Annotated in this window: 19 protein-coding genes; 6 read left to right on the top strand and 13 right to left on the bottom strand. The window is 61.5% G+C overall.

Annotated features, from left to right (window positions below; all coding sequences use genetic code 11):
* The first annotated feature begins 110 nt into the window (after nucleotides 1–110).
* Nucleotides 111–923 carry a helix-turn-helix transcriptional regulator gene (locus tag ACTF4R_RS19515; protein ID WP_440010019.1) on the top strand — a complete coding sequence of 271 codons (813 nt, stop codon included), beginning with the start codon at nucleotides 111–113 and terminating at the stop codon, nucleotides 921–923.
* Between the two features lie 364 nt (nucleotides 924–1287).
* Here the strand turns inward: ACTF4R_RS19515 and ACTF4R_RS19510 are convergent, their stop codons facing one another.
* Both ACTF4R_RS19510 and ACTF4R_RS19505 read right to left on the bottom strand, forming a co-directional pair.
* Nucleotides 1288–1482 (bottom strand): DUF7501 family protein, encoded by a 195-nt coding sequence (locus ACTF4R_RS19510; protein WP_440010018.1) that lies wholly within the window; start codon nucleotides 1480–1482, stop codon nucleotides 1288–1290.
* 3 nt (nucleotides 1483–1485) lie between these two features.
* Complete coding sequence (locus ACTF4R_RS19505; protein WP_440010016.1) at nucleotides 1486–1602, bottom strand: rubrerythrin-like domain-containing protein; 117 nt, start codon at nucleotides 1600–1602, stop codon at nucleotides 1486–1488.
* Nucleotides 1603–2020: 418 nt separating this feature from the next.
* Between ACTF4R_RS19505 and ACTF4R_RS19500 the strand changes: the two genes are divergently transcribed.
* From ACTF4R_RS19500 to ACTF4R_RS19490, 3 genes are all read left to right on the top strand, one after another.
* Nucleotides 2021–3538, top strand: coding sequence for a glutamate-cysteine ligase family protein (locus tag ACTF4R_RS19500; protein WP_440010013.1), 1518 nt, complete (start codon nucleotides 2021–2023; stop codon nucleotides 3536–3538).
* Between the two features lie 640 nt (nucleotides 3539–4178).
* Nucleotides 4179–5246: a zinc-dependent alcohol dehydrogenase family protein gene (locus tag ACTF4R_RS19495; protein ID WP_440010010.1), complete on the top strand. Its 1068-nt coding sequence runs from the start codon at nucleotides 4179–4181 to the stop codon at nucleotides 5244–5246.
* A gap of 326 nt (nucleotides 5247–5572) precedes the next feature.
* Nucleotides 5573–6196: an SDR family oxidoreductase gene (locus ACTF4R_RS19490; protein WP_440010007.1), complete on the top strand. Its 624-nt coding sequence runs from the start codon at nucleotides 5573–5575 to the stop codon at nucleotides 6194–6196.
* A 250-nt stretch (nucleotides 6197–6446) separates the two neighbouring features.
* On the opposite strand, the gene ACTF4R_RS19485 is transcribed toward ACTF4R_RS19490, so the two are convergent.
* Entirely contained in the window at nucleotides 6447–7880 is a 1434-nt protein-coding gene (locus ACTF4R_RS19485; RefSeq protein WP_440010005.1) for a sodium:solute symporter family protein, read from the bottom strand.
* A gap of 133 nt (nucleotides 7881–8013) precedes the next feature.
* Here ACTF4R_RS19485 and ACTF4R_RS19480 point away from each other — a divergent pair, with 133 nt between their 5' ends.
* The gene (locus ACTF4R_RS19480) at nucleotides 8014–9057 is read left to right on the top strand and encodes an NrpR regulatory domain-containing protein (RefSeq protein ID WP_440010002.1); all 1044 of its coding nucleotides are present in this window, start codon (nucleotides 8014–8016) and stop codon (nucleotides 9055–9057) included.
* 6 nt (nucleotides 9058–9063) lie between these two features.
* Here ACTF4R_RS19480 and ACTF4R_RS19475 read toward each other — a convergent pair whose 3' ends face one another.
* The 3 genes from ACTF4R_RS19475 to gfo6 form a co-directional block, all read right to left on the bottom strand.
* Nucleotides 9064–10074, bottom strand: coding sequence for an agmatinase family protein (locus tag ACTF4R_RS19475; protein WP_440010000.1), 1011 nt, complete (start codon nucleotides 10072–10074; stop codon nucleotides 9064–9066).
* On the bottom strand, nucleotides 10067–11401 hold the full coding sequence (locus ACTF4R_RS19470) for an aspartate aminotransferase family protein (RefSeq protein ID WP_440009998.1): 1335 nt from the start codon (nucleotides 11399–11401) through the stop codon (nucleotides 10067–10069). Before ACTF4R_RS19470 ends, ACTF4R_RS19475 begins: the two co-directional genes overlap by 8 nt.
* A 721-nt stretch (nucleotides 11402–12122) precedes the next feature.
* Nucleotides 12123–13205 carry a D-xylose 1-dehydrogenase Gfo6 gene (gene gfo6 / locus ACTF4R_RS19465; RefSeq protein WP_440009995.1) on the bottom strand — a complete coding sequence of 361 codons (1083 nt, stop codon included), beginning with the start codon at nucleotides 13203–13205 and terminating at the stop codon, nucleotides 12123–12125.
* 829 nt (nucleotides 13206–14034) lie between these two features.
* On the opposite strand from gfo6, the gene ACTF4R_RS19460 reads away from it, so the two are divergent.
* Nucleotides 14035–14517: a hypothetical protein gene (locus tag ACTF4R_RS19460; protein WP_440009992.1), complete on the top strand. Its 483-nt coding sequence runs from the start codon at nucleotides 14035–14037 to the stop codon at nucleotides 14515–14517.
* A 175-nt stretch (nucleotides 14518–14692) separates the two neighbouring features.
* On the opposite strand, the gene ACTF4R_RS19455 is transcribed toward ACTF4R_RS19460, so the two are convergent.
* The 7 genes from ACTF4R_RS19455 to gvpN all read right to left on the bottom strand — a co-directional run bounded on the left by ACTF4R_RS19455 (nucleotide 14693) and on the right by gvpN (nucleotide 22450).
* On the bottom strand, nucleotides 14693–15901 hold the full coding sequence (locus ACTF4R_RS19455) for an ABC transporter ATP-binding protein (protein ID WP_440009990.1): 1209 nt from the start codon (nucleotides 15899–15901) through the stop codon (nucleotides 14693–14695).
* Between the two features lie 36 nt (nucleotides 15902–15937).
* On the bottom strand, nucleotides 15938–16852 hold the full coding sequence (locus ACTF4R_RS19450) for a carbohydrate ABC transporter permease (RefSeq protein WP_440009987.1): 915 nt from the start codon (nucleotides 16850–16852) through the stop codon (nucleotides 15938–15940).
* Nucleotides 16849–17835 (bottom strand): carbohydrate ABC transporter permease, encoded by a 987-nt coding sequence (locus ACTF4R_RS19445; protein WP_440009985.1) that lies wholly within the window; start codon nucleotides 17833–17835, stop codon nucleotides 16849–16851. Before ACTF4R_RS19445 ends, ACTF4R_RS19450 begins: the two co-directional genes overlap by 4 nt.
* Before the next feature lie 19 nt (nucleotides 17836–17854).
* Nucleotides 17855–19132, bottom strand: coding sequence for an ABC transporter substrate-binding protein (locus ACTF4R_RS19440; RefSeq protein ID WP_440009984.1), 1278 nt, complete (start codon nucleotides 19130–19132; stop codon nucleotides 17855–17857).
* A 298-nt stretch (nucleotides 19133–19430) separates the two neighbouring features.
* Nucleotides 19431–20801, bottom strand: a complete 1371-nt coding sequence (locus tag ACTF4R_RS19435) for a TIGR00341 family protein (RefSeq protein ID WP_440009981.1) — start codon at nucleotides 20799–20801, stop codon at nucleotides 19431–19433.
* Nucleotides 20802–20952: 151 nt separating this feature from the next.
* Nucleotides 20953–21453, bottom strand: a complete 501-nt coding sequence (gvpO, locus tag ACTF4R_RS19430; protein WP_440009980.1) for a gas vesicle protein GvpO, halophile-type — start codon at nucleotides 21451–21453, stop codon at nucleotides 20953–20955.
* 1 nt (nucleotide 21454) lies between these two features.
* A complete protein-coding gene (gvpN, locus tag ACTF4R_RS19425; RefSeq protein WP_440009978.1) occupies nucleotides 21455–22450 on the bottom strand; it encodes a gas vesicle protein GvpN in 996 nt (331 codons plus the stop codon).
* Between the last annotated feature and the right edge of the window lies 1 nt (nucleotide 22451).

Genomic DNA, 22451 nt, shown 5'->3' with positions numbered 1-22451 from the left:
CTCACCTACTGAGATTGACATCACGAACGGGAACCGTTTCACGAAACGGGACTGTACCAGTCGTCGAAACGCCTTAGTCAGCCGCCTTGTTATAAACTAGCAAAGAGCCGATGAAGTTCGACGACGAATTTCTCGAAACGGCGGTGGGCCGCAAACCGGTTTTGGTAGCGTTACTGGAGGGGCCACACCATCGCCGTGAACTTCAGGAGCAACTCGACCTCTCCAAGTCAACCTGCCACCGGATCATCCGGTCGTTCGACGAAAACGGTCTCGTCCGACGAACGAGTTCGGGATATGGACTGACCCTGCTGGGGCGCATCGTTGCCGAGCAGGTCACGCAGTTCGAAGAGACTCTCGAAACAGCGTGTCAGCTACAGCCACTGCTCGAACTGTTCGAGTCGTCCGCGGAAGAGTTCGACTATGCCGTGTTTACCGATGCCGACGTCGATTGGGTCGTCGAACGGGACCCACCGTTCACGATCGATAGAGACGTGGAGTTCGTCGAACGTAGTGACGTCATTCGGGTCATCGATTGGACACCCGTGCCGGAACTGTACATCCAAAGGATTTTCCAAATTATCGCAGAAGACGAGATGAGAGCCGAGTCTATTTATCCGAAAGACGAGGTGGAACACCGTCTGGGAAAGTTCCCCGAGTTACACGACCAACTCATCGAACGGGAGGCCAAACCACGATACTGGGTTTACGACGACGTCCCTCCCTGGGGAATGACGATATACGACGATTCGCTCGTCCAGTTGCGTGCGTACGAACAGCAGTCCGGTGCGCACCTCCTGGACGCGACTACGGATAATCCACGGGTGGCAGAATGGGCGATGGATATCTTTGCTGATTATCGCGACCGTGCCGACCCGCTAGCGGACGTCGACGACCTGCCCGATTGGGGCGACTACTCCTGGTGACGAGTCCGTCACCGTTCGTACCGCGAGCCAGAAGTCGACCGTTTTCTCGGACCGTCGTCGTTTCTCGACGGTATCTGCGCCCGCTCACGGCCAGGGTTCGTCCGCAGCAACGCCACACCGATGGTAGAATGGGTCTCCTCCTCTACAGCGACGCGGTGAGACTCGGCGAAGGGTGACGGGCGACGGAGTCCGGCCAGCGTTTCACGAACGGGCGCGGGCCTACGGCACCAGGGTGACGACGAGTCCCCGGCCGCTTCGACGCTCGCCACGCCATCCGCCGGAATCCGTTGTTCCGATCATCGAGCCGGCGACTTCGAGTCCCGGTTAGCGAACACGAGAGGACGACAGTTCGCCGTAACGAGAATCACCTGACCCATTCGCCCTCGACGTCGTCGGCGACGCGTTCTCGCCACGTCTCGAAACGCTTCTTGCAGGACTGATTACGTTCGAGATGGTCGACGAACGCCGGACCTGCGTTCGCGAGCTCGTCGTTACAGAAGGGACACCGTTCGGGGTCGTTCCACGTCGTCACGTCGTCGGGGCGGGATTGTTCCGACATCTCTCACTCTCGTGGGACGGCGATGTTCCGTAACCGACCGTCACAGTCCGGACAGGTCGACCGGTACGAACTCGTGGTGACCCGCTGCATGCAGTTTCGGCACTCGTAGTACTTTCGCATGGTTGTTCGTCTACCTCTCCACGGAATACGCATCGCTCTCTTCTTTGTTAAGCGTTATCATTGTACAGATGGGCGGCTATATCCGATACACTACTCAGATGTCAACTTCTCGTTCGCGTTGGTCCGCACGTCGCGACGGTCGCAGCACGACGAAGCCCGGAGTCTCGACGCCGGAGCGACCCGAACTACCACGGCGTGTCCAACTCGACCAACGCTACTGCCGACTGACGACCCTTCGAACTGCTGCGGACCACGTGATTACGAACGACCGTAGCCACGAAAACCGGTTTCACCCGAGAGGGAGAGCTGTGAGAGAAGAGGCCGACTCTCCGTTCGGTATCAGTGAAGTGGATGAAACGATGGCTTCGTCAACTCCGTCACATAGCATCTTAAACTGCAGGACTCCGTACAGAGCGTGATGGCCTCGCCCGTCGAACTCGTCGAACGATCGCTCGCCGACGCGACCCGGGATGAGTTTGACCGTCGAGTCACCGAGCAAGCTGCGAACTTGACCACAGCCGTCCGAAACGGGCGGCTTGCGAATCCGGGGTTCGCCCTCGGACTCGAATGCGAGTTGTACGCCGTCGCCGACGACACCCGTCTCGCACGACTGCCGGGGGAGGTGTTCGACGGTCCCTGCGAGCGGGAACTTGGCCTCCACAACGCCGAACTCCACACTGCACCCAGCCCATTCGCCGTCGAGGGAATCGAGAATCAGGTAACGCAACTTCGGCGCCAGTACCAGCGGGCACAGCGAGCCGCGAACCGACACGACGTGGAACTCGTCCTCGACGGAATGTGGACCGTACCGCCTCCGGAAGGAACCGTCTCGTACCTTAGCGAGGTGGACGAACACGGCGACGTGACCGTCGCGGAAAACATGACGGTCTCGCCCCGGTACTACGCGATAGACAACGACGTCCTCGATCGAGCCGAGGGGACGCTCTCCCTCACGGTTCCAGGAACCGTCCGTGACTTCCCGTCGATCCTCTTCGAGTCGCTAACGAGCTCGATCCAGCCACACGTCCAGGTTCCCGATCCGGAACTCTTCCCCCGGTACCACAACACGGCAATCCGAACGCTCGGTCCGGTACTCGCGTTAGCGACGAACTCGCCGCTCTTGCCCCCGGATCTCTACGACGTCGACGACCCGTACGAGCTACTCGAGACCACCTTTCACGAACTTCGAATTCCCGTGTTCGAGCAATCGGTCAACGCCGGGTGGGCAAAGGTGCGGTTCCCCGACGACATCCGGACGACGACCGACGTCGTCGACAATCTGGTGGCAGATCCGACGTGTGCGCCGTTCCTGCGTGAATGGATCGCTGGGGAGGACTCGGAGACGTTCGACGACCAGTTCTGGGAACTCGGCCACAAGCGGGGGACGTTCTGGCGGTGGCTCCGGGGCGTCATCGGCGGCCAACCGGTCGGCGAGGGCGACCAGTGGTCGATCCGCATCGAGTATCGGCCCCTCCCGACGCAGCCGACGATAACCGGCGTAGTGGGCTTTCAGTGTTTGGTTGCCGGACTGCTCCGTGGACTGGTCAGCGCCGACCATCCACTCCCGGAACTCGATCACGGAGCAGCCGAACGGAGCTTCTACAGCGCCGTCGAGTCCGGCCTCGACGCCGACCTCGAGTGGATTACCGCTGACGGCGTCCGCACGACGAACGCGGAAGAGATTTACGAGGAGATCTTCGACTTCGCTCGCTCCGGCCTGCGCGAGCAGGGAGTCCCGACAGAGCTCGTCGAGACGTATCTCAGGCCGATCGAACTGCGCTGGGATCGCCGAACGACGCCGAGCCGATGGAAACTCGCTCGGGTCCGCGAGCAGCTCGATCGGACGGACTCGCTCGAGGTCGCCATCCGCGAGATGCAGACCGAGTACGTCCGACGAGCAGGGACTACCGCCGCCTTCGCGTACTGGGGCCAGTGAAAACGTGCCTCCGGACCCGCGCCTCTACGATTCCCATCGGCACGAACGGACGACGCAGTTCTGGCCGGTGGCCACGTGGGCACGACAGTGTCCTGAACGCCCAATCGGGAACGGTACGCACCCGTTCACGGACGACAGGACGTAACCGGTCGTAGAAACGGGACCCCGACCTCGCTCGGCGGATGAAGCGTACGATCGACGGCGGAGAGGCGTCGTGACCCTCGGCGTCGTCGGGAGCGCTCGAGTCGAGTGTAGAGACGTGAGCCGAGACGGCCCAACTCGACGAGTCGGTCGACGACGCACGCGGACGCGTCGACACCGCCATCGAACTGGAATCGGCAGTCGACGACGCGGGTCTAGCGATCGAGCGCCGCTTTGGCCGTCCCGATTGCCTGTGCCGCGGCCTTGACCGGCCGCTGGCGAAGAAGTCCACGAGCCGGTAGAACCCCTCGTTCTCCTCGCCGAACTCTCGGACTGCCTCGCGTATCGCACGCCGTATCCTGACGGTCGAAATGCTATCTCTCCACGGAGCTTCCATTACAAAATAATCTGCCGTATATGCAGCTCCCGTTAACGGAATCGCGGGAGTCGGCGTACGTTCGGCCGTAGGTTTATCTGCGAGAACGACCAGAAAATCCGTATGCGTGCTGCAGTGTTACGAGAGTACGGCGAACCGCTTCAGATCGAGGACGTGGAACGGCCCAGCCCCGACCCCGACGGCGTCGTGATCGAAACGGAGGCCTGCGGCATCTGTCGGAGCGACTGGCACGCCTGGCAGGGCGACTGGGACTGGATCGGGGCGAAACCACCGAAAGGGCAGATTCTGGGCCACGAACCCGCCGGAACCGTCGTGGCGGTGGGGGAGGACGTGACGCGTCTCCGCGAGGGCGACAGCGTCGCTGTCCCGTTCAATCTCAGCGACGGTACCTGTCCCGAGTGCCGGAACGGTCACTCGAACGTCTGCGAGAACCTCGTTCCGCTCGGATTCGCCGAGGCCGCGCCGGGGGCGTTCGCCGAGCAGGTGCACGTTCCCGCCGCCGACCAGAACGCGGTGGCGCTGCCCGACGACGTATCGCCGGTAGCCATGGCCGGACTGGGGTGTCGGTTCGTAACCGCGTTCCACGCGCTCGTTCACAGGGCGGACGTCGACGCGGGCGACTGGGTCGCCGTCCACGGCTGCGGCGGTGTGGGGCTCTCGGCCGTCCACATCGCCTCGGCCATCGGCGCGAACGTCGTCGCCGTCGACCTCACCGAGGAGAAGTTGGAAAAGGCCGCAACGCTCGGTGCGGCCGAGACCGTGAACGCCGCAGAGACGGACGACGTTCCGGGAGCCGTCAGGGCCGTGACCGACGGCGGAGCCAACGTCTCGGTCGACGCACTCGGCATCGCCGAAACGTGCCACAACTCCGTGAACAGTCTCCGCCGTCGAGGTCAGCACGTACAGATCGGTCTCACCACCGAAGACGAGCGGGGGAGCGTCGACCTCCCGACCGACGCGATGGTGATGAAGGAGATCGACTTTCTCGGTTCGTTCGGGATGCAACCCCCGCGCTACGACGAAATCTTCCGGATGGTCGAACGGGGGACGCTCACCCCGAGCGCCGTCGTGTCCGAAACGGTGACCCTCGACGACGTGCCCGACCGGCTCGCCGCGATGACTAACTTCGAGACGATGGGTATCCCCGTCGTGGACGAGTTTCGGTCGTAGATGGCGCGTCTCCGTCACCGGAGTACTCGGTGGAACGGCTCGGGGAGAATCGTTCGGTCACGCCTCGGGCAACACCGCCGGGGTAAGTGGCTCGGGTTCGCCCAGGTACCCGTCGTAGCGTGACCCGGGCCACGACGTCACGGTTGGTTCTCTGCGACTCGCCCTCCTCGAACCACCAGTTCGTCCCCGCGTTCCTCGCCCACCCCGATTACCACCGATTCGTCGACGATGTTCACGTCGATTGGAATCAAGCAGAACGTCTACTGTTCAGTTGGTTGGTCATCAGGGTCTTTTAGCTGGCTACCGAACCGATACTCGAGAATCCAATGGACGTACTCGTGGCGGGAGCCCACGGCCAGGTGGGACAGCACATTACGGAGTTGTTGAGCCAGAGTGACCACAGCGTTCGGGGAATGGTTCGCGATGATGGCCAGGTAGCCGACATCGAAGCGCTTGGCGCGGAGGCGGTCGTTGCAGACTTGACGCAGGACGTCGGTCATGCGGTTCAGGGATGCGACGCGATCATTTTTGCTGCCGGTTCCGGGGGAGAGGACGTATGGGGTGTCGACCGGGATGGCGCGATCAATCTGATCGAGGCTGCAGAAGACCAGGGACTGCAGCGGTTCGTCATGCTGAGTTCGATGAATGCCGACTCCCCCGAGGACAGTCCCGAAGCGTTGCGGGAGTACTTGACCGCAAAAGCGGAGGCCGACGAACGGCTACGCGAGAGCGACGTAACCTATACTATCGTTCGTCCAGGTCCGTTAACGAACGGTTCCGGTACCGGCCGAATCGAGGCCGGAGACGAACTTGGGAGAGATGGTGAGATTCCCCGGGCCGACGTTGCACAGACGCTCGTCACAGCTCTTCCCGTGGAACGCACCCACGGCCGAACGTTCGAAATTCTCGCAGGAGATACGCCGATCCAGGTCGCGTTAGAGGAACTTTGACGGATCGGCTGCGGATTTTGGGTACGCTCGTAGCTGGTCGCGTGGAAGCTTTACTGCGGGGGAAGGGTCGAGGCGGACTGTGGCGTGGACAGCGAGCGTAGGCAGTCCAGCGAGCACGCTACCGGTTTCCCTCACTGTCGAATACGGATACCGTAAGCACGGATAGCGTCTCGCCGAACGGTTCTCCGGTCGTCGAGGTTCGAAGCTGTCCGTAACTACTCGACGGTACGACGAGACGGACAGGGGTGGTTCAGTCCATCGAGGGAGTCGAATCCAGGTTCTGCATCCACTCGCGGACTTTCTCCTGGGCGGGTGGCCCCGTAAGCAGGCTCACTACAGCGAAGGTGAGGAAACTCGCCGTCAAGCCGTAGATGATGGGGAGATTCGAAGAGAAGCCCTGCATCCAGAGAGTGTAGACGACGACGGTCGCGCTGACCGCGATTGACGAGAGCGCTCCCTGCCAGGTCGCACGCGTCCAGAAAAACGCCCCGAAGATGGGGACGAAGATGCTGCCGGTGAGCAGGTCGTACGCCAGGATGAGCGCCTGAACGACGTTGCCGATTGCGATCGCGGCGTAGATCATGATGCCACCGAGGACGAGGATGACGATCCGGGAGACGCGCGAGTAGGTCTCGTCCGAAGCGTCCGAGTCGACGAACCGTTTGTAGATGTCGCTCGTGAAGAGGGTACTGGAGGCGAGCAGGGCGGAGTCTGCGGTCGACATCATCGCGGAGACGAATCCGGCGAGGATGAGTCCGGACAGTCCGACGGGGACGACCTGCAAGATCATCCGGGGGAGCGCAAGTTCGGGGTCCTGCAGGTTCGGAAGGAGAACGAGCGCGATAGCCCCGAGGAACGCCGTCGCGATTCCGTAGACGATCGCGTACACGCCGGCAGCGATACTTCCTTTCCGGGCCGTTTCGGCGCTTTCCGCGGTGAACACCCGCTGCCAGATGTCCTGGCCGATCATTATCCCGAGGACGTACAGGAGGAAGTAGCTGGTAATCGTCTGCCACCCGATCGCAGTCGGTTCGAAGTACGACGGATCGAGTTCGGCCGTGAGGCCCGAGATTCCGCCCACGGAACTGAGACCGAGGGGGAGGGCCAGCAGAAAGATGCCGACGGTCATGATGCACCACTGGACGAAATCGGTCATGGTCACGGTGAGCATTCCGCCGAGTGACGTGTAGGCGATGATGATGAGTCCGCCGACGAGGATCATCGTGTTTTGCTCGAACCCGAAGAGCGCCCCGAGGACTTTCCCGATGGCGATAGTCTGGGTGATGGCGATCGTGAGTGCATACACGCCGGCGATGACTGCACCGACCGTACCGGAGTACTTGTCGAAGCGGCGTTCCAGAATCTCACCGAGCGAATACGCTTTCAGGTTCGCCAGGTTGGTCGAGATCAGTAGTCCGAGGGCGATGGTGCCGACTCCGAGCGAGATTACGAGCCACGCGCCCGAGACGCCGTGCTGATATCCCAGCCCGCCGCCGCCGATGGTGGATGCTCCACCGAGGATGACCGCCGACATGACCGGGACGTACATCCAGAGAGGGATGTTCCTCCCGGCGACGAGATAATCGTCGAGAGAATCTGATTTCTGGTACCCCCAGTACCCGACGCCGATCATGCCGAGCATGTACAGTACGAGGACTCCCGTGTCAATGACGGACACTGCCATGGAATGACCATGCCACATTTAATATTTAACTCTTTGCAATCGTCTGCGGAACTTCTCTGAAATCACGAATTTACCGAATCGAACTACCAGCGGAAGGAACACGTTTATCGGCAGGTAACACCGTCGTACTGGTATGTCTGAGGCTCTCGACCGACGAGCGTACGACCTCCTCCGGCTCATCGACGCCCACGAACCCATCGGTAGTCTTCGGCTCGTCGACCTCTTGCACCGGCATGGCTATTCCATCAAAGGGCGCACGGTCCGACTGACGCTCTCCAATCTCGACGATGCCGGTTTCACCGAGAAACTTCCGGGGAAGGGTCGACGCCTGACCGAGAAAGGCCGCTCCGAACTCCAGCGCGGCCACATCAACGGCCGCCTCGAACACGTTCGCGAACGAATCGCGATGCTCACCGGCCAGGTGACCTACGACCCGATCGAGGATACCGGCGAGGTCATCGCCTCTAGCGTTACCGTGTCCCGTGACCGACTCTCGGACGCGCTCGCAACTTTGGCCCCACTGACAGACTCGCCCCTCGCTCCGGTGCCGATCGCCGTCGAGGACGAACCGGCAGAGTCTGCGGAACCCGACTCGGCCCGTATCTTCGCCCCCTCGAGCATCACTCTCGATGGCGTCCTGCTGTCTCGTGGTATCAACGTCGAACTGCAGACGGCCGGAATCGTCGAATACCATCCCGACCCGGGGCCGGAGCAGTTTCCACACGATGGCGACGTGCTACGGGAACACGGCGGAGCGGTCCTCCGATACACCGACGCGATTAGCGGTGAGGGCTCGACCGTCGACGTCGTGAGCCTCCTCATCGAGGCCGGCCGGACAGACGTCCGTCGGGCCATCGATGGTGACGACCCGAGTCTCCTCGTCGTCGACAACCGAGAGTTTCCCCTGATGCGATACGAGGAGGCGAACGACCTCACGATCGAGACCCGAGAACGACTCGGCGGCGTGCTCGACATCCGGAAACCGCGCGAATCGGGGCCGTTCCCGAGCGAGAAGCCAGGCTGGGAGTTCGCAGCGCTGACCTACGGCGGCGTCGGCGAACTCCTCCTCTCGCTACTCGTCGAGGACGGCCACGCGGAGTCGTGGGAAACGCTGTACGGGTTAGTTCCTCGGTCGAGGTTCGAACCGCTTCCCGCCGTGCGGGCCCGGGAAAAGTAGTCGACCTTACTCGGCGAACTGACGCTCGACCAGCGTGACGAGGAGGTACGCTCCGAGAGTCTGCGTCGCCTTCGTCGGGTCGTACTCGGGTGCGATTTCCATCAGATCGGCTGCGCCGACCGCGTCGTGCGTGCCGAGAATCTCCACGACTTTCAGCGCCTGGTGGGCGCTCAGTCCGTCCGGTTCGGGCGTCCCCGTTCCAGGTGCAACGCCCGGGTCGACGGAGTCGATATCGAACGTCACGTAGACGGCGTCCGTGTCCGCTGCGGCAGCCTCGACGGCCTCCGTTACGACGTCCGTGATACCCCGTTCGTGCACGTCACGCATCGTGTACAGGTTGAGGCCCGTGTCCTCGACGAAGTCGAAGAAGTTCGGACTCTCGTATCCCCTGATGCCGACCTGGCTCACGTGTTCGTAGTCGCTGTACTCCGATTCGGCGATGAGGCGGGTGCTCGATCCGTGGAACTGTTCGCCGAACACGGGACTCTCCTCGGCCGTATCGGTGTGAGCGTCGATCTGGACGAGGCCGACGTCGTCTGCGTCGGTTCCTTCGGCGAAGCCACGGAACGCGGGATAGGTACAGTAGTGATCACCGCCGATCATCACGGGAAACGCCTGTTCCGCGGCGGTGGCAACGTGGGCCGTGATGCTCTCGGCTGTCTTCTCTCGGTCCATCGGAAAGACGGGGATATCCCCGCAGTCAGCGAGTTTCAGGTCCGAGAAATCGACCTGGGCGGCCGTGTTCATGTTCGTCAATCCACCCTTGTATCCGGAGAGGTACGCCCACCATCCGCTCGCGTGACGGACGGCGTCGGGTCCGTACCGGGCACCCGGCCGGTTGCTCGCAGCGGCGTCGAACGGCGCTCCGAGAACAGTGGCGTCGATGTCACCGAGGTCCGTAACGTCTCTGGACGGTGCCTTGAGGAACGTCTTCGGGTTGGCGTACGCCAGTTCGACGTTGGCGCCCTCGTGGGCATTCCGGAAGGCCTGGGCGCGCGAGAGCTCTCGGTCACTCATCCGTGCTCTCCTCCCGTAGGGCCTCTCGAAGCGCACTGACGGTCCGTTCGAGCTGATTCCGGGAGATCGTGAGCGGTGGCTGGAATCGCATCACGTTCTTGTAGTATCCGCCGACTCCCATGATGATACCTCGTTCTCGGAGCGTCTTCGCTACTGACGCTGCGAGTTCTGCGTCAGGAGCAGCTGCGACCCCTCTTGGCCCGGTTTCGGCCGGGTCGACGAGTTCGACGCCGTGCATGAGTCCACGACCGCGCGTGTCACCGACGACGCCGAACTCGGACTCCAGTTCGGCGAGCCGCTCCGAGAGCCACGTTCCCTTGGACGCAGCGTCGTCGACGATTCCGTTCTGCAGCTCGTCGATCGTCGCGAGGCTCGCCGCACACGCGACCGGATTCCCGCCGAACGTCGAGAGGTGATCGCCGGATTCGAACGCGTCCGCCACTCGTTCGGAGGCCGTGAACGCGCCGAGCGGCAGACCGTTCGCGATGCCTTTCGCCTGGGTGAGGATGTCCGGAGTTACGTCGGCGTGCTCGCTGGCAAACAGTTTCCCCGTTCGACCGTAGCCGGTCTGTACCTCGTCCACGACGAGGAGTGCGTCGTGGTCGTGGGCGATCTCTTGCACCTGCTCGAGCCAGCCAGCTGGTGGAACCACTATTCCTCCCTCGCCCATGATCGGTTCGACGACGATAGCGGCTACGTCGTCGCTCGTGTGCGTCCCGATGACGTGCTCTATTGTGGCAGCCGTCCGCTCCGCGAACTCTTCGTCCGACAGGTCGCGGTACTCGGATCGATAGCGATAGGGTGCGGGCGCGTGGGTCGCGTCGTTCATCGTCGGACCCATCTCGTGTTTGTAGGAGTGGTTCCCGGTGAGGGCGAGGCTACCGAGCGTCCGCCCGTGGAATCCCATTTCGAGGGCGATGACTTCCTTGCTCCCCGTGTACTTCCGTGCGAGCTTCACCGCTCCTTCGACGGCTTCCGTCCCCGAATTACAGAAGAAGCTCTTCTTGAGATCTCCGGGCGTCACTTCGGCGAGCCGTTCAGCGAGTCGACCGGCTTGCTGGTGAGGATGAACGTACGAACAGCTGTGAACCAGTTCGTCCAGCTGGTTCTTTGCCGCTTCGACGACCGCGTCGTTGCCGTGCCCCACGTTCGTTACCGAAATGCCCGAGAAAACGTCCAGGTACTCGTTCCCCTCGAAATCCTCCAGCACACATCCTGACGCGCGCTCGATGGGGACGTTGAGACTCTTCCAGATCGGCATCAGGTACTCCTCGTATCGGTCTTCGACCTCCTCGTTCGCAACTTCGGATCTATTCTTTCGTGACATTATGTAGGAACCCTGGTGGCAAGTACTTGCCACCGTTGCACCCTCTATCACCGCCTGGTAAATAATTATTGATGGTCAGTGGACAGGGTGTCGACACTACGAAGTCGAATCCTCACTGGTCGGTCGTAGCGTATCGGCCACGTTTCGTCGTCGAGAGATCGACCGGATCGTGTACCGCCGTTTATATCCTTCGTTGAAAACAAGGAAAATAGGTGCTAATACTTTCAATAGTTTAATAAAGAATTACGACTCTAGAGTTGTAATTCACTGTTCATAAAACGTTATGTACAATCACACCGCTTAGAAGATGTTCATATTAATCAGTTTCTCTTGACCCCTCATTGTGGTAGGAAGAGGCCCGGTTCTACGGAACCTCGCAGTCGCCGGTACAGCTTCGATGGTCACCGTCGTACTCGATGACCCGACGTACTGGCCGACGGAGACGCCAGCTCTCTGTAACGTCGACGACACACTGCTGGACGACATCCCGGTGACCTGCCGGAGTATGAGAGCTGGAACCCCTGTGCATCGTTCGTCTACCAGACGCTGTTCGACGGCGTCGCACGAGTCCTCGACTCGGCGTTCGACGACCGCTCCCCGTACGCTTACGTCGCCCCGACGACCACTGTCGACGACGTCGCAGTCGGCTACACGGAGGGTCGAATTTCCAACTCGGGAGCCACCGTCACCTCCCGCCCACACGAGGACGGTGACGGATCGTCTATTCCCGGATTCGGACGACTGAACCGGTCCTGGCGGACTCGTGAATCGCCTCGATCGCCCGTAGATCGACCAGCCCGTGTCGGCCATCGGCGTCTATAGACCGACCGGAGAGGACGTGGTCAGCGAAGTATTCGAACTCCTCGCGCATCTCTCGCTCGACGTCCAGCGATTCCATCTCGAGGGACATCGAGACTCCGTCGCGTGTGAGGTGGAGGTGGCAGTCTCCGTGAAACGCCGGCGACAGTTCGATACGCCCATCGGTGCCCACGAGCGTGAGCTCCGTGTCCTCAAGGCCGTTCTGACTCGTCGTACAGGCCATCTGGACGTCGTCTTCGAATCGCAGGACGAACGAGGCGCGTTCGTCCGGTACGTCGGAGAAGGCCTCGTGCACGGAAACCATCTCCGCCCGTGCCTCGATGGGGTCGCGTCCCAGGAGAAACCGCGCCGTGTTCAACGGATAGATGCCGAGGTCCATGACGGAGGTGCCGTATCCCGAGACATCGGAATCTAGTCGCCACTGGTCGTGATTCGGATTGATTTCGAGGAGACGCTGGGAGTTCGTTCCATAAACGTGGACCGGGTCACCGAGAAATCCATCGTCAACGAGTTCACGAGCGCGACGGACGACGGGATCGGTGTGCATCCGGTACGCAACCATCAACGGAATGTCGTTGGACTCGGCCACGTCTACGAGCCGTCTTGCTCGTTCCACGCTTGCCTCCATCGGTTTCTCGACGATGACGGCCTTCCCGAGTTCTGACGCCGTCTCCACGTAGTCGAGGTGGTAGGCGTTTGGCGTCGCTACGTACACCGCATCGTACTTCTCGCTTGCACTCCCCTCGTGGAACGCATCGTACGTGAGAGCGACGTCTGCAGGGCTATCGTCGACGTAATCCTGGGCCTTCTCCTCGGAGCTACTTACGAGCACCGTCGTATCACAGATATCCGAGGATTCGAGGGCAGACAGCACTACGTCCGTCGTCCACCAGCCCAGGCCTACCAGAGCGAAGCGTACTGTCCCGCTGGGATTTGTCGACCAGTCTTGACGGTCCAACTCCTCGAACCAATCTCGGTAGTTCATAGCCGTGTCGTCACGGAGTAGTTATTTCATGGTTACGCTGTCTCATGCGGAATCGCGGAGTCTACCCGAACGTAACGCTCTCTGACGGTCGTTTCTCACCAAAAGTAACAAACGAGTCGGGTTCGGTCGACACTAAAATGAAGGTGACGAACTCACTAGCATCAGAGTAGAGTTTTGTATAGAAACTTCGCTATTTAGAATTGCAGAAGAGAACGGAAGTGTGGTCGGAAATAAAGAGAGGTTGTCGCAGAGAGAATCGGAATACATGAATTTACCATAATACGTTATTATAGGATTACTATCTATAGTTGGACAGTGAAGGACGAATTCGTCGGCATAAACTGTAGTATAGTGGATTAACAGATTGGCGCATCAAAAACCGGTCAATCCTCATTACAACAGTCGATACAGAAACGAGGATACGTTCTTATATCTACTGTTACAGAAATTCTGAAATACATAAAGGTGAAATCACTTATGAGCTAGCTGAATCTCATTACAATGCACTACGGTAACAGCGTGTACAAGGAACTAAACTCGTTGATTGCTGGCTTCCGACGATGAAATTACTGCGGAATCTCCCTCCGAACTCGAACGTACGGTGACCAACTGGCGGCGATAATCCGAGACTGCTGTGTGCACGCCATTTCACAGACCAACGAGTAGATGGGCGACAGCAGGAGTAACGGACGGAGTCTGCGAGCAACCGGACGTCGTCTGTTCTGAGTGCATCTCTCACGACTGTCGTAATCCGGGTCGGGGCTATTCTGTGTCGGCTGCGAACGCTGGCACAGTTATATCTCGGAGAAGGTTGACACAGTGGATATAAATGAAAGGGACGTCACGGCAATACACTGACGGGAGAGCGACACCGGTCGCTGAGTCGGATCGGTTTTGGACCGACGGAGGAGAGGAGAACGCAGGTAGTTCCACTCTGGGAGAGACGTCGCCTATAAGCCAAGAATCGCACGGAGCGGATATCGAAGCCAGTGAGGAAGAAACACCAGTTCTCTATCTTGATTTAGAGGGACTGGTTCTCGATCTCCTCGGTCTCAAAGTGGACCTCGACGAGGTCGAGCTAAACATTACTGCCACGTCCGGACCCCGGCGGTTGCTAGGAACGAAAGTCAGCAACGCGCTGTCCACGGCAACTCCGGAAGAGAACCCGAACGACGACGAGAGCAAACGGCGAAGGGAAGACGAAGAAACGAGAGAAGGAGAGACGAACAAAACTTCATCGCTGCAGGAGATGTCCGATACGGAACTGCATTCGCTCGTAACCGAACTCCTGGATCAGCTCAGGCGCCGATGACCTCCACGCTAACGACGGGTGCGCTCGACAGGTACCCGTCGCTCGAACCGGCCCGGATTGACGCTCGCTGTTGACGCCGTGGGTCAGCAGTTGGGTTCGTCGTTACTCTCCTGTTCCTGGCACTGGCGTCGGCCAGTCGAGCGACGAACGAGGACGGGACGAGAGACGAGTACGACTAGCGGTTCGGTATCGACACTCCCGAGGCGTCGAGCACGCGATTTCGTAGTGCTTCGCCCGTCTCGGCATCGAACAGGTGTATCGTCTCCTCGGGAATGCGGGCGACGACCTCCTCTCCCGCTTCGACGGTTCGCATTCCGCCGAGCGTGACGACGAAGGTTCGGCGCTCTTCCGTCGCTTGCCCCTCCACCGTCGGGCCCTCGTCGCGCGCGGTGGCGAACCGGAGGTAGACGTTGTTCTCGTTGCCCATCGGCTCGACCACGTCGACGACGGCGCGGAAGTCGTGGCCGTCGCTCTCTCGGTCGCCCCTTCCCGGGTCGTCGCTCCCGTCCGGGACGATTTCCACGTCCTCAGGGCGGACGCCGAGGGTGACCTGCTTCACGTCGTCCAGTGCGGAGCGGGACTCCGAAGAGAGTGGGTACTCGAAGTGCTCGCCGACGAGCGTGTCGCCCTCCAGCGTCGTTTCGAAGAAGTTCATCGACGGTTCGCCGATGAAGCCGGCCACGAACCGATTCGCGGGGCGGTGGTACGCCTCGATGGGCGTGCCGACCTGTTGAAGTTTCCCGTCGTTCAGGATGGCGATGCGGTCGCCCATGGTCATCGCCTCCGTCTGGTCGTGGGTGACGTACACCGTCGTCACACCGAGGTCCTCCTGCAATCGCTGGAGTTCCGTCCGCATCTGCGCGCGCAACTTCGCGTCCAAATTCGACAGCGGCTCGTCCATCAGGAACACCTTCGGATCGCGGACGATGGCGCGGCCGAGCGCGACGCGCTGTTGCTGGCCGCCGGAGAGTTCGCTCGGCTTGCGGTCCAGCAGGTCGGCGATGCCCATCATCTCGGCGGTCTCCTCGACCCGGCGGTCCATCTCGTCGTCCGAGAGTGTCGTCGACTCCTCCAGTCCGAAGCGCATGTTTCCCCGAACGGTCATGTGGGGGTAGAGCGCGTACGACTGGAACACCATCGCGATGTCCCGGGTCGTCGGGGGTCGGTCGTCGATGGTGGTACCGTCGAGCCGTATCTCGCCGGACGGAACGGTTTCCAGCCCCGCTATCATCCGTAGCGTCGTCGACTTGCCACAGCCCGAGGGACCGACGAGGACGAGGAGTTCCCCGTCCCGAATCGTCAGCGAGAGGTCGTCGACGGCGACGATTCGGTCACCGCCGTCGTCGAAGTGCTTGCTCACCCCGTCGAGCGTTAGTTCGGCCATCGTCTCACCCTCCGTTCGTTAGTTGCGTAGCGTTCGTCATGTTTCACCTGCGACGCCCTCGGCGAACTGCTCGCCGAACAGGACGTACACCAGCAGCGTCGGCAGCGCAGCGAGGAACGCGGCGGCCATCTGTAGGTTGTACTGCTGGACGAACGACCCTTGCAGTTCGTTCAACGCCTGGGTCACGACGAAGTTCGACCGCGACGAGACCAGCACGAGCGCGAACAGCAGGTCGTTCCAGATATTAGTAAACTGGTATATGAGCGTCACCGCGAACATGGGCTTCGACAGTGGCAGGACGATTCGCCGGTAGATGCGCGCCGTGCTCGCACCGTCCAGGCGAGCGGCTTCCAGCATCTCCTCGTCGAGCGTCTGGTAGTACCCCCGGAACAGCAACGTGCATATCGGCACTCCGTAGGCGGTGTGAGTCACGGTCAACTCGATCAGGTCGGTTCGAGAGGCCAGCGGCTCGATTCCCGCGAGCAGCGTCCGCAAGTCCACTATCGTCCAGAACCGCGTGAGCGGAACCAGCACCGACTGGTACGGGATGAACACGCCGGCCAGGAACAGGAGCATGATACCGACCTGCCCCCGCCAGTCGATGAGCGTGAGGCCGTAGGCCGCCAGACTCCCGAGGAACGCCGAGAACACCGTCGCCGGCACCACGAACAGTGCGCTGTTGACGATCGCGAACTCCAGTGCGTTCCACGCCTCGCCCCACGGCTGGACGGTGAACCCCTCGAGGGACGGCGGCGCGAACGGCGTCGTACTGATGAACTCCGCCTGGGTCTTGAACGCCGTCGTCAGACCGCTTTCGAGCGGCGCGAGGTAGAACCCGACGAGCGCGACCAGTACCGCGTACAGCGCGACTCGACGCGCGCTCACTGCCGTGAGCGTCCGACGGAGTCTGGACCGTCGGGACTCCTCGCGGACTGCCGGTTTCCCGCTCATAGCTCACCCCGCTTGTGCTGCATCCAGAGGTACGGTGCGATGACGGCCAGGGCCATGACGAACAGGACCGTCGCAATCGCGGAGCCGTACGCCCAGTTGGTCGAGGAGAACGCCTGCCGGAACATCATCACCGAGAGGATGTCGACCGAAGGTCCGGGCGTGTCTCCGAACATCACGAACAGGAAGTCGAACGCCTTCAGCGCGAACACCATGAGCACGACGGCAGCGCTGGTCGTCGAGGCCCGGAGCTGGGGGACGATAACCCGTCGGTACATGCGGTAGGTGCTCGCACCGTCGGCCCTCGCGGCCTCGTACTGCTCCGTGGGAATCCCCCGGAGACCGGCGAGGTAGACGACCATGCAGTAGCCGCTGAACTGCCATATCAGCGCGAAGATGACTGCCGCCAGTTTGAACTGGGGGTTGCCGATCCAGGCCCGCGTCAGAAAGTCCAGGCCGAGCGTTCGCAGACCCACGTTTATCATCCCGACTCGCGGGTTGTACATCCACGCCCAGAAGATGGCGGTCACGACGAACGACAGACTCATCGGCAGCAGATAGATGGTCCGAAAGGTGTTCTCGAACCGGATACCCCGGTCGATGAGGATAGCCAGCGTCAGCCCGACCGCCAGCGACGCGACGGTGAACGCTACGAGCAGCACCAGCGTGTTGCCCAGCGCGTTGACGAACGTGGGATCCGACACCATCTGCACGTACGTCGAGAGGTCGAGCGAATCGTACTCGGGAGTGCCGAGACCGCTCCAGTCGGTCAGCGAGATGACGACGTTCCAGCCGATAGCGCCGTACACGAACAGGCCGACGAACAGCCCCCCCGGTAGCCAGAACGGAAGCGACCGGAGGAAGCCGCTTCGAAACGCCGATCGCACGGTGGCGCGTCGTCGGGGGGTCGTTCCGCCGTCGGCGCTCGGTTCGGGTTCGTCACTGGCAGTCAGCAGCCGGCGCGCGAGCGTCCGTAGCGAATCCATGGAAAGAAACCCGTCGAGGTCAGTTGAACGCGTCGACGATGTCCTGGTAGGTGGCGTCGACGTTGTACTGCTCATTGAAACCGGAGAACGCCTCGTCGATCGCGGTTTTGGTCTCGGGGCCCACGCCCGAGCCGTGAGCTACGGTAAACGGCTGGCTGTCGGAGTCCGCGAAGTCCTGCTTCTGTTGGGTGAGGAACGGCCCGAACTCGTCGTCCGGAACGTCGGTGCGCGGCGGAATCGACCCCTTTATCGGGTTGAACCGCTCCTGGGCGTCCACGCTACCGCAGTAGTTGAGGAACGCCTCGGTCGCTTCGGGCGAGGGGTTGCTGTCCGGATAGACGAACGAGTCGATCACCATCGAGTAGGCCCCTTGCGTGCCCGGGAACGGGACGTAATCCCACTGGTCCTGGTACTCGAACCCCTCCTGGGCCCTGTACTGGCCGGCCGCCCAGTCGCCCTGATGGATGAACGCGGCGTCGCCGTCGATGACCCTGGCGTTGGCCTGATCCCAGGTCACCGACCCGGAATCCTGTGGGAAGAACTCGCTGTACCGTGAAACGAGTTCGAGCGAACTCTTGATCTGGTCTTCCTGATCGGACGCGTTACCGTCCAGGAACTGCTGGAACGCCTGCGGTCCGTGCTGTCCGATGAACACCGTCTCCCACAGTTGAACCGTCGACCACGGCGACTGAGTCTGGTGGGCCATCCCGATGGCGTCGGTCTCGGACTGAACCGTCTCCATCGCCCCGACGAGCGCGTCCGGACTGTCGATGCTGGACGGGTCGACGCCCGCCGACTCGACGACCTCGACGTTGTAGAAGAGGTTGTTCAGCCGGTGGATGTTGATCGGGACCGCCACGAAGTTGCCCGCCGGCCGTGCCACGTTCTGGACCGATTCGAGGTAGGCGTCACGCATCCCCTGCCCCCAGATGCTGTCGCCGATGTCCACCAGGGCGTCGCTCTCGGTGTACGGCGTCAGCGACTCCCCGGGCCAGATCTGGAAGGTGCTCGGCGGGTTCTGGTTGACGATTCGATTTCTGATGACCGCGTCCAGCGCGCTCCCTGCGCCACCGGGCGCGGGGTTGTTGTTGATCTCGACCTGTGGATTCTGCTCCGTGAACCCGTCCAATAGAGCGTTCAGCGCCTCTTCCTCGCCGCCCGCCGTCCACCAGTGGACGATTTCGAGCGTCTGTCCTTGCTGTGCTTGGCTGGATCCAGCCAGTCCCGCGAGGCCGACCGCCCCGGCAAGACGTTTCACGTAACCCCGGCGTGATAGCCAGTGTCTTCCCCCATTCATCGTTATGATTCTCCGGTGAGAGTAACGCCGACCAATCACTTAATAGTATTTACATTTATTCAGGGGTGAGCTTCGAACCGGTTCAACGCCTCGAATCGACCGAACAAACGATCGACCGAAGACGACGACCAGCTCACACCAAACGCTCTCTCGACGAGCCGATACGACCGCACCTCGCCGAACTCCGTGCCGGGTAGCAACCGTCGACCAGAAATCGACCGTCGTCTGGCCCCACGGGCGTGCGCGGGTCGGGAACGGGAAGCCTCGGCTATCGTCGTGGATCGTCCAGCGGTCTCAGCTAGTCGACGACTCGAACACCCGTGTCAGGCTCGGTACGATGTGTCGAGTACGCCAACGGTACGTCTCGTCTGGTAGCTGTCGAAGCCGTCGAATCGGCTGTCCGCGATTCGGTGAACTCGACGGTGACTTTGACGTCCTGATTCGTTCGCCGTTCGATCTCCCTTTCCAACCGCTCCGCGAGATCCGCATACCCCTGATTGGACGTTCGACTCACCTGCACAGTCACGTTCGTCGGTTCAACTCCCCCGCTCGGCCCGCCGTACGTGGTCTGTACGTTCGAGAGCGAGAGATTCGTGTACGCCGGTTGGTCGAGCGTTCGATCCACCTCCTGGTTCACCGCCTGTGTAAAGACGATATTCGTTGCGGTGAGATACCCGGTGCCGAGCGTCACTATCAAGAGCAAGAATAGCATGCCGTAGACGGCCACTTGGTGTTCTGAGGGTACCGACTCGCGAAGGGAGTGGTCTGCAACTCGCCAATCGGGCTGATATCCCATCAGGAGCAACGTCAGTAAGGCACCGAGATTGATGGCGAGGATGTTGACAAGCAAGAGGAGCAATGCACCGAGACCGAACAGCGGGGCCATCCACGCCATCGCGAGGCCGGTTCCTGCAGCTGCAGGAATCAATGCTGCAGCGATCATGACGCCGATGAGCGTGGTCGATTGTTCCGTGGTGTAGCCGAACGCACCGACGACACCCGCAATCACGGCTCCGATCGTCGAGAGGAACGTCGGTGCGAGGCGAACACTGACCAACTCTATCTCCGTGAGAACCAATCCTGGTGGGACGAAGCCGGTCCAGCGAACGAGCAGGCCGAAAAAAGCGGCGCCAATGATCGCAGCTCCGAGGCCAAGAGCCTGCTCTTTCACGCTGTCGACGAACAGCTTCCAATCGCCCAAGAGAATCCCGGTAGGGGCTGCGAGGGCCGAACTCACCTGCGGCGCGATAATCATCGAGCCGATGATGAGCGCTGGCTGATCGAGTAGAAGTCCGGCAGCCGCTGCGATGACACTCAAGATGGTACCGAGGTAGTACAGTTGATAGGGCCACTGGATCTCTCGGATTTTTTCGTGCAGCTCGGCCTTCGCGAGCTTTCGAACGTTGGTCGAGTGGCGTTTCCGGAAGCCGTCGAAATTCGGCGTCTCGACGATCTCTGCTTTCGTTAGGACCCTGTACGATTCGTCGTCGATACCCGCCTCTCGTAGCTCGTCGAGGATAAGGGAGACCGCCGCCGTTGGGATCGGACACAGAACGAGAGTGTCACCCTCGTTTCCGGTTATCGTCGTAAAATCTCCACCGTAATCTTCGAGGATCGACGTGACATCGTCGAGACGTTCGTCAGGAATTCGGATATGGAGCTCTCTCATGAACGACCGTGTCTACCTTCTATCTCCTGTTGTTTCTGGCCAGTACGATTGCGAAGATGTAGCCTACTGGCGAGGAAATCGACCGAGCGATGATACGTTACAACTATTCTCCGATGCGTGCAGCCCACTGCAGTATCTAAGAAAAGAAAGGTCAGTGTTCTCGGTCGTCTCCTCGTCGATATCGCTCGCTGAGTCGATAACCAGTAATGGTTCCCGACTCGTCGACGGTGATGCTGTACTGGCCCAGGATGTCCTGTGTGTCCGGTACAGCGCTGCGCTCCACCACCTCGACGAAGACCTGCCAGCCGTCTTCGTCGGCCGTTATCTCGATGATGCGGTCGATGGACTCTCCGAGGAGGTCGTTCGCCGCCGTCTCGACCCGGTCGCGGACCGCCATCACGCCGAAGTCGTCTTCGGTCTCCGGATCCGGTGACCCGCTCTCCGCGTCGTCCGCGTCGTCCGCGTCGGCGGTCGAACTTTCATCGACGACGTCGTCGTAGTACGACCCGTCGTCTATCGTCTCGTCGTCCGGTCCGTGGAGGTGACAGAATCCGTCTTCGCCCGCCGTGTTCGAGCAGCGCTCGCCGTCGGCGGTGAGTGCGCGACACTGCTCCTGGTCGTCTGTCACCTGCTCGTCGACTGCTTCGGCCACGTCAGATCACCTCCCGAACCGTCTCACGCAACGGGTCGATCTCGCCCCGCGTCGCGGTCTTCGACGCCATCGCGTCGACGCAACACTGCACGACCGCGTCGTCGTCCGCACTCCCGTCGTCCCGCTCGAGCGCGGCGACGGCCTCGGCGGCCATGACGGCGGCGCGCGTTCCGACCGTCACGTCGAGCTGCGCACGGACGGCACGGACGGCGTCGACCACCGTCTCGACCAGGTCCGCGTCGGCGTCCTCGACGCGCGCAGCGACTATCTCGCGTTCGGTTTCGGCGTCGTAGTAGTCCAGGTAGACGCCGACGAGCCGGTCCAGCAGCGCGTCCTGTGGCTCGTGAACGCCCGCGTACTCGGCGTCGTTCGACGTGAAGATGGCGCGGAACTCGGGGTGGACGTCGACGGATCTGTCCTCGCCGCGCTTTCCCGGGAGTTCGAGGACCCCCTCTTCGAACATCGACAGGAGGACGTTGTTCGCGGCGGGTTTCGTCCGGGAGAACTCGTTGTAGACGAGCGTCGCCCCCTCCTTGACGGCCGTCGTCAGGGCGTTGTCCACCCAGCGGTCTCGTTCGACGTCGGTGCGCTTCACCACGTCACGGACGAACTCGTCGCGGACCGAGTACCGCTCGCGTTCACCGTACTCGCCGACGAGGTCGGCGGTTCGGAGGCTGGCGTCGCCGTTCACCAGGACGACGGGTCGATCGCGCTCTGCGGCGACGTGGAGTGCGAGCGCGGTCTTGCCGCACCCCGTCGGCCCGACGAGATGGACCGGTCGACCGACCGACAACCAGTGTCCGACGCGCTCGCGGACGTCGCTGACTGCCTCGGTTTCGACGAACGGGTCGGGTGCGAGTTCCGAACCGTCTCTGAGGTCGGGCGAGGCGTCGTCGCGGTCTTCCAGTTCCTTCTTCCCTCTGCTGTTCTCTTTCTGTTCGCGGGGCGTCCGAATCTGGCGACCGCGCGTTCGCCGGTCGTGCGAGGATTCGGTCATC

The sequence above is a fragment of the Halomicrococcus pelagicus genome (genome assembly GCF_051917725.1).
Lineage (GTDB): Archaea > Halobacteriota > Halobacteria > Halobacteriales > Haladaptataceae > Halomicrococcus.
Note: the sequence above shows the minus strand (reverse complement) of the source record. Positions and strands in the feature narration are given on the sequence as shown.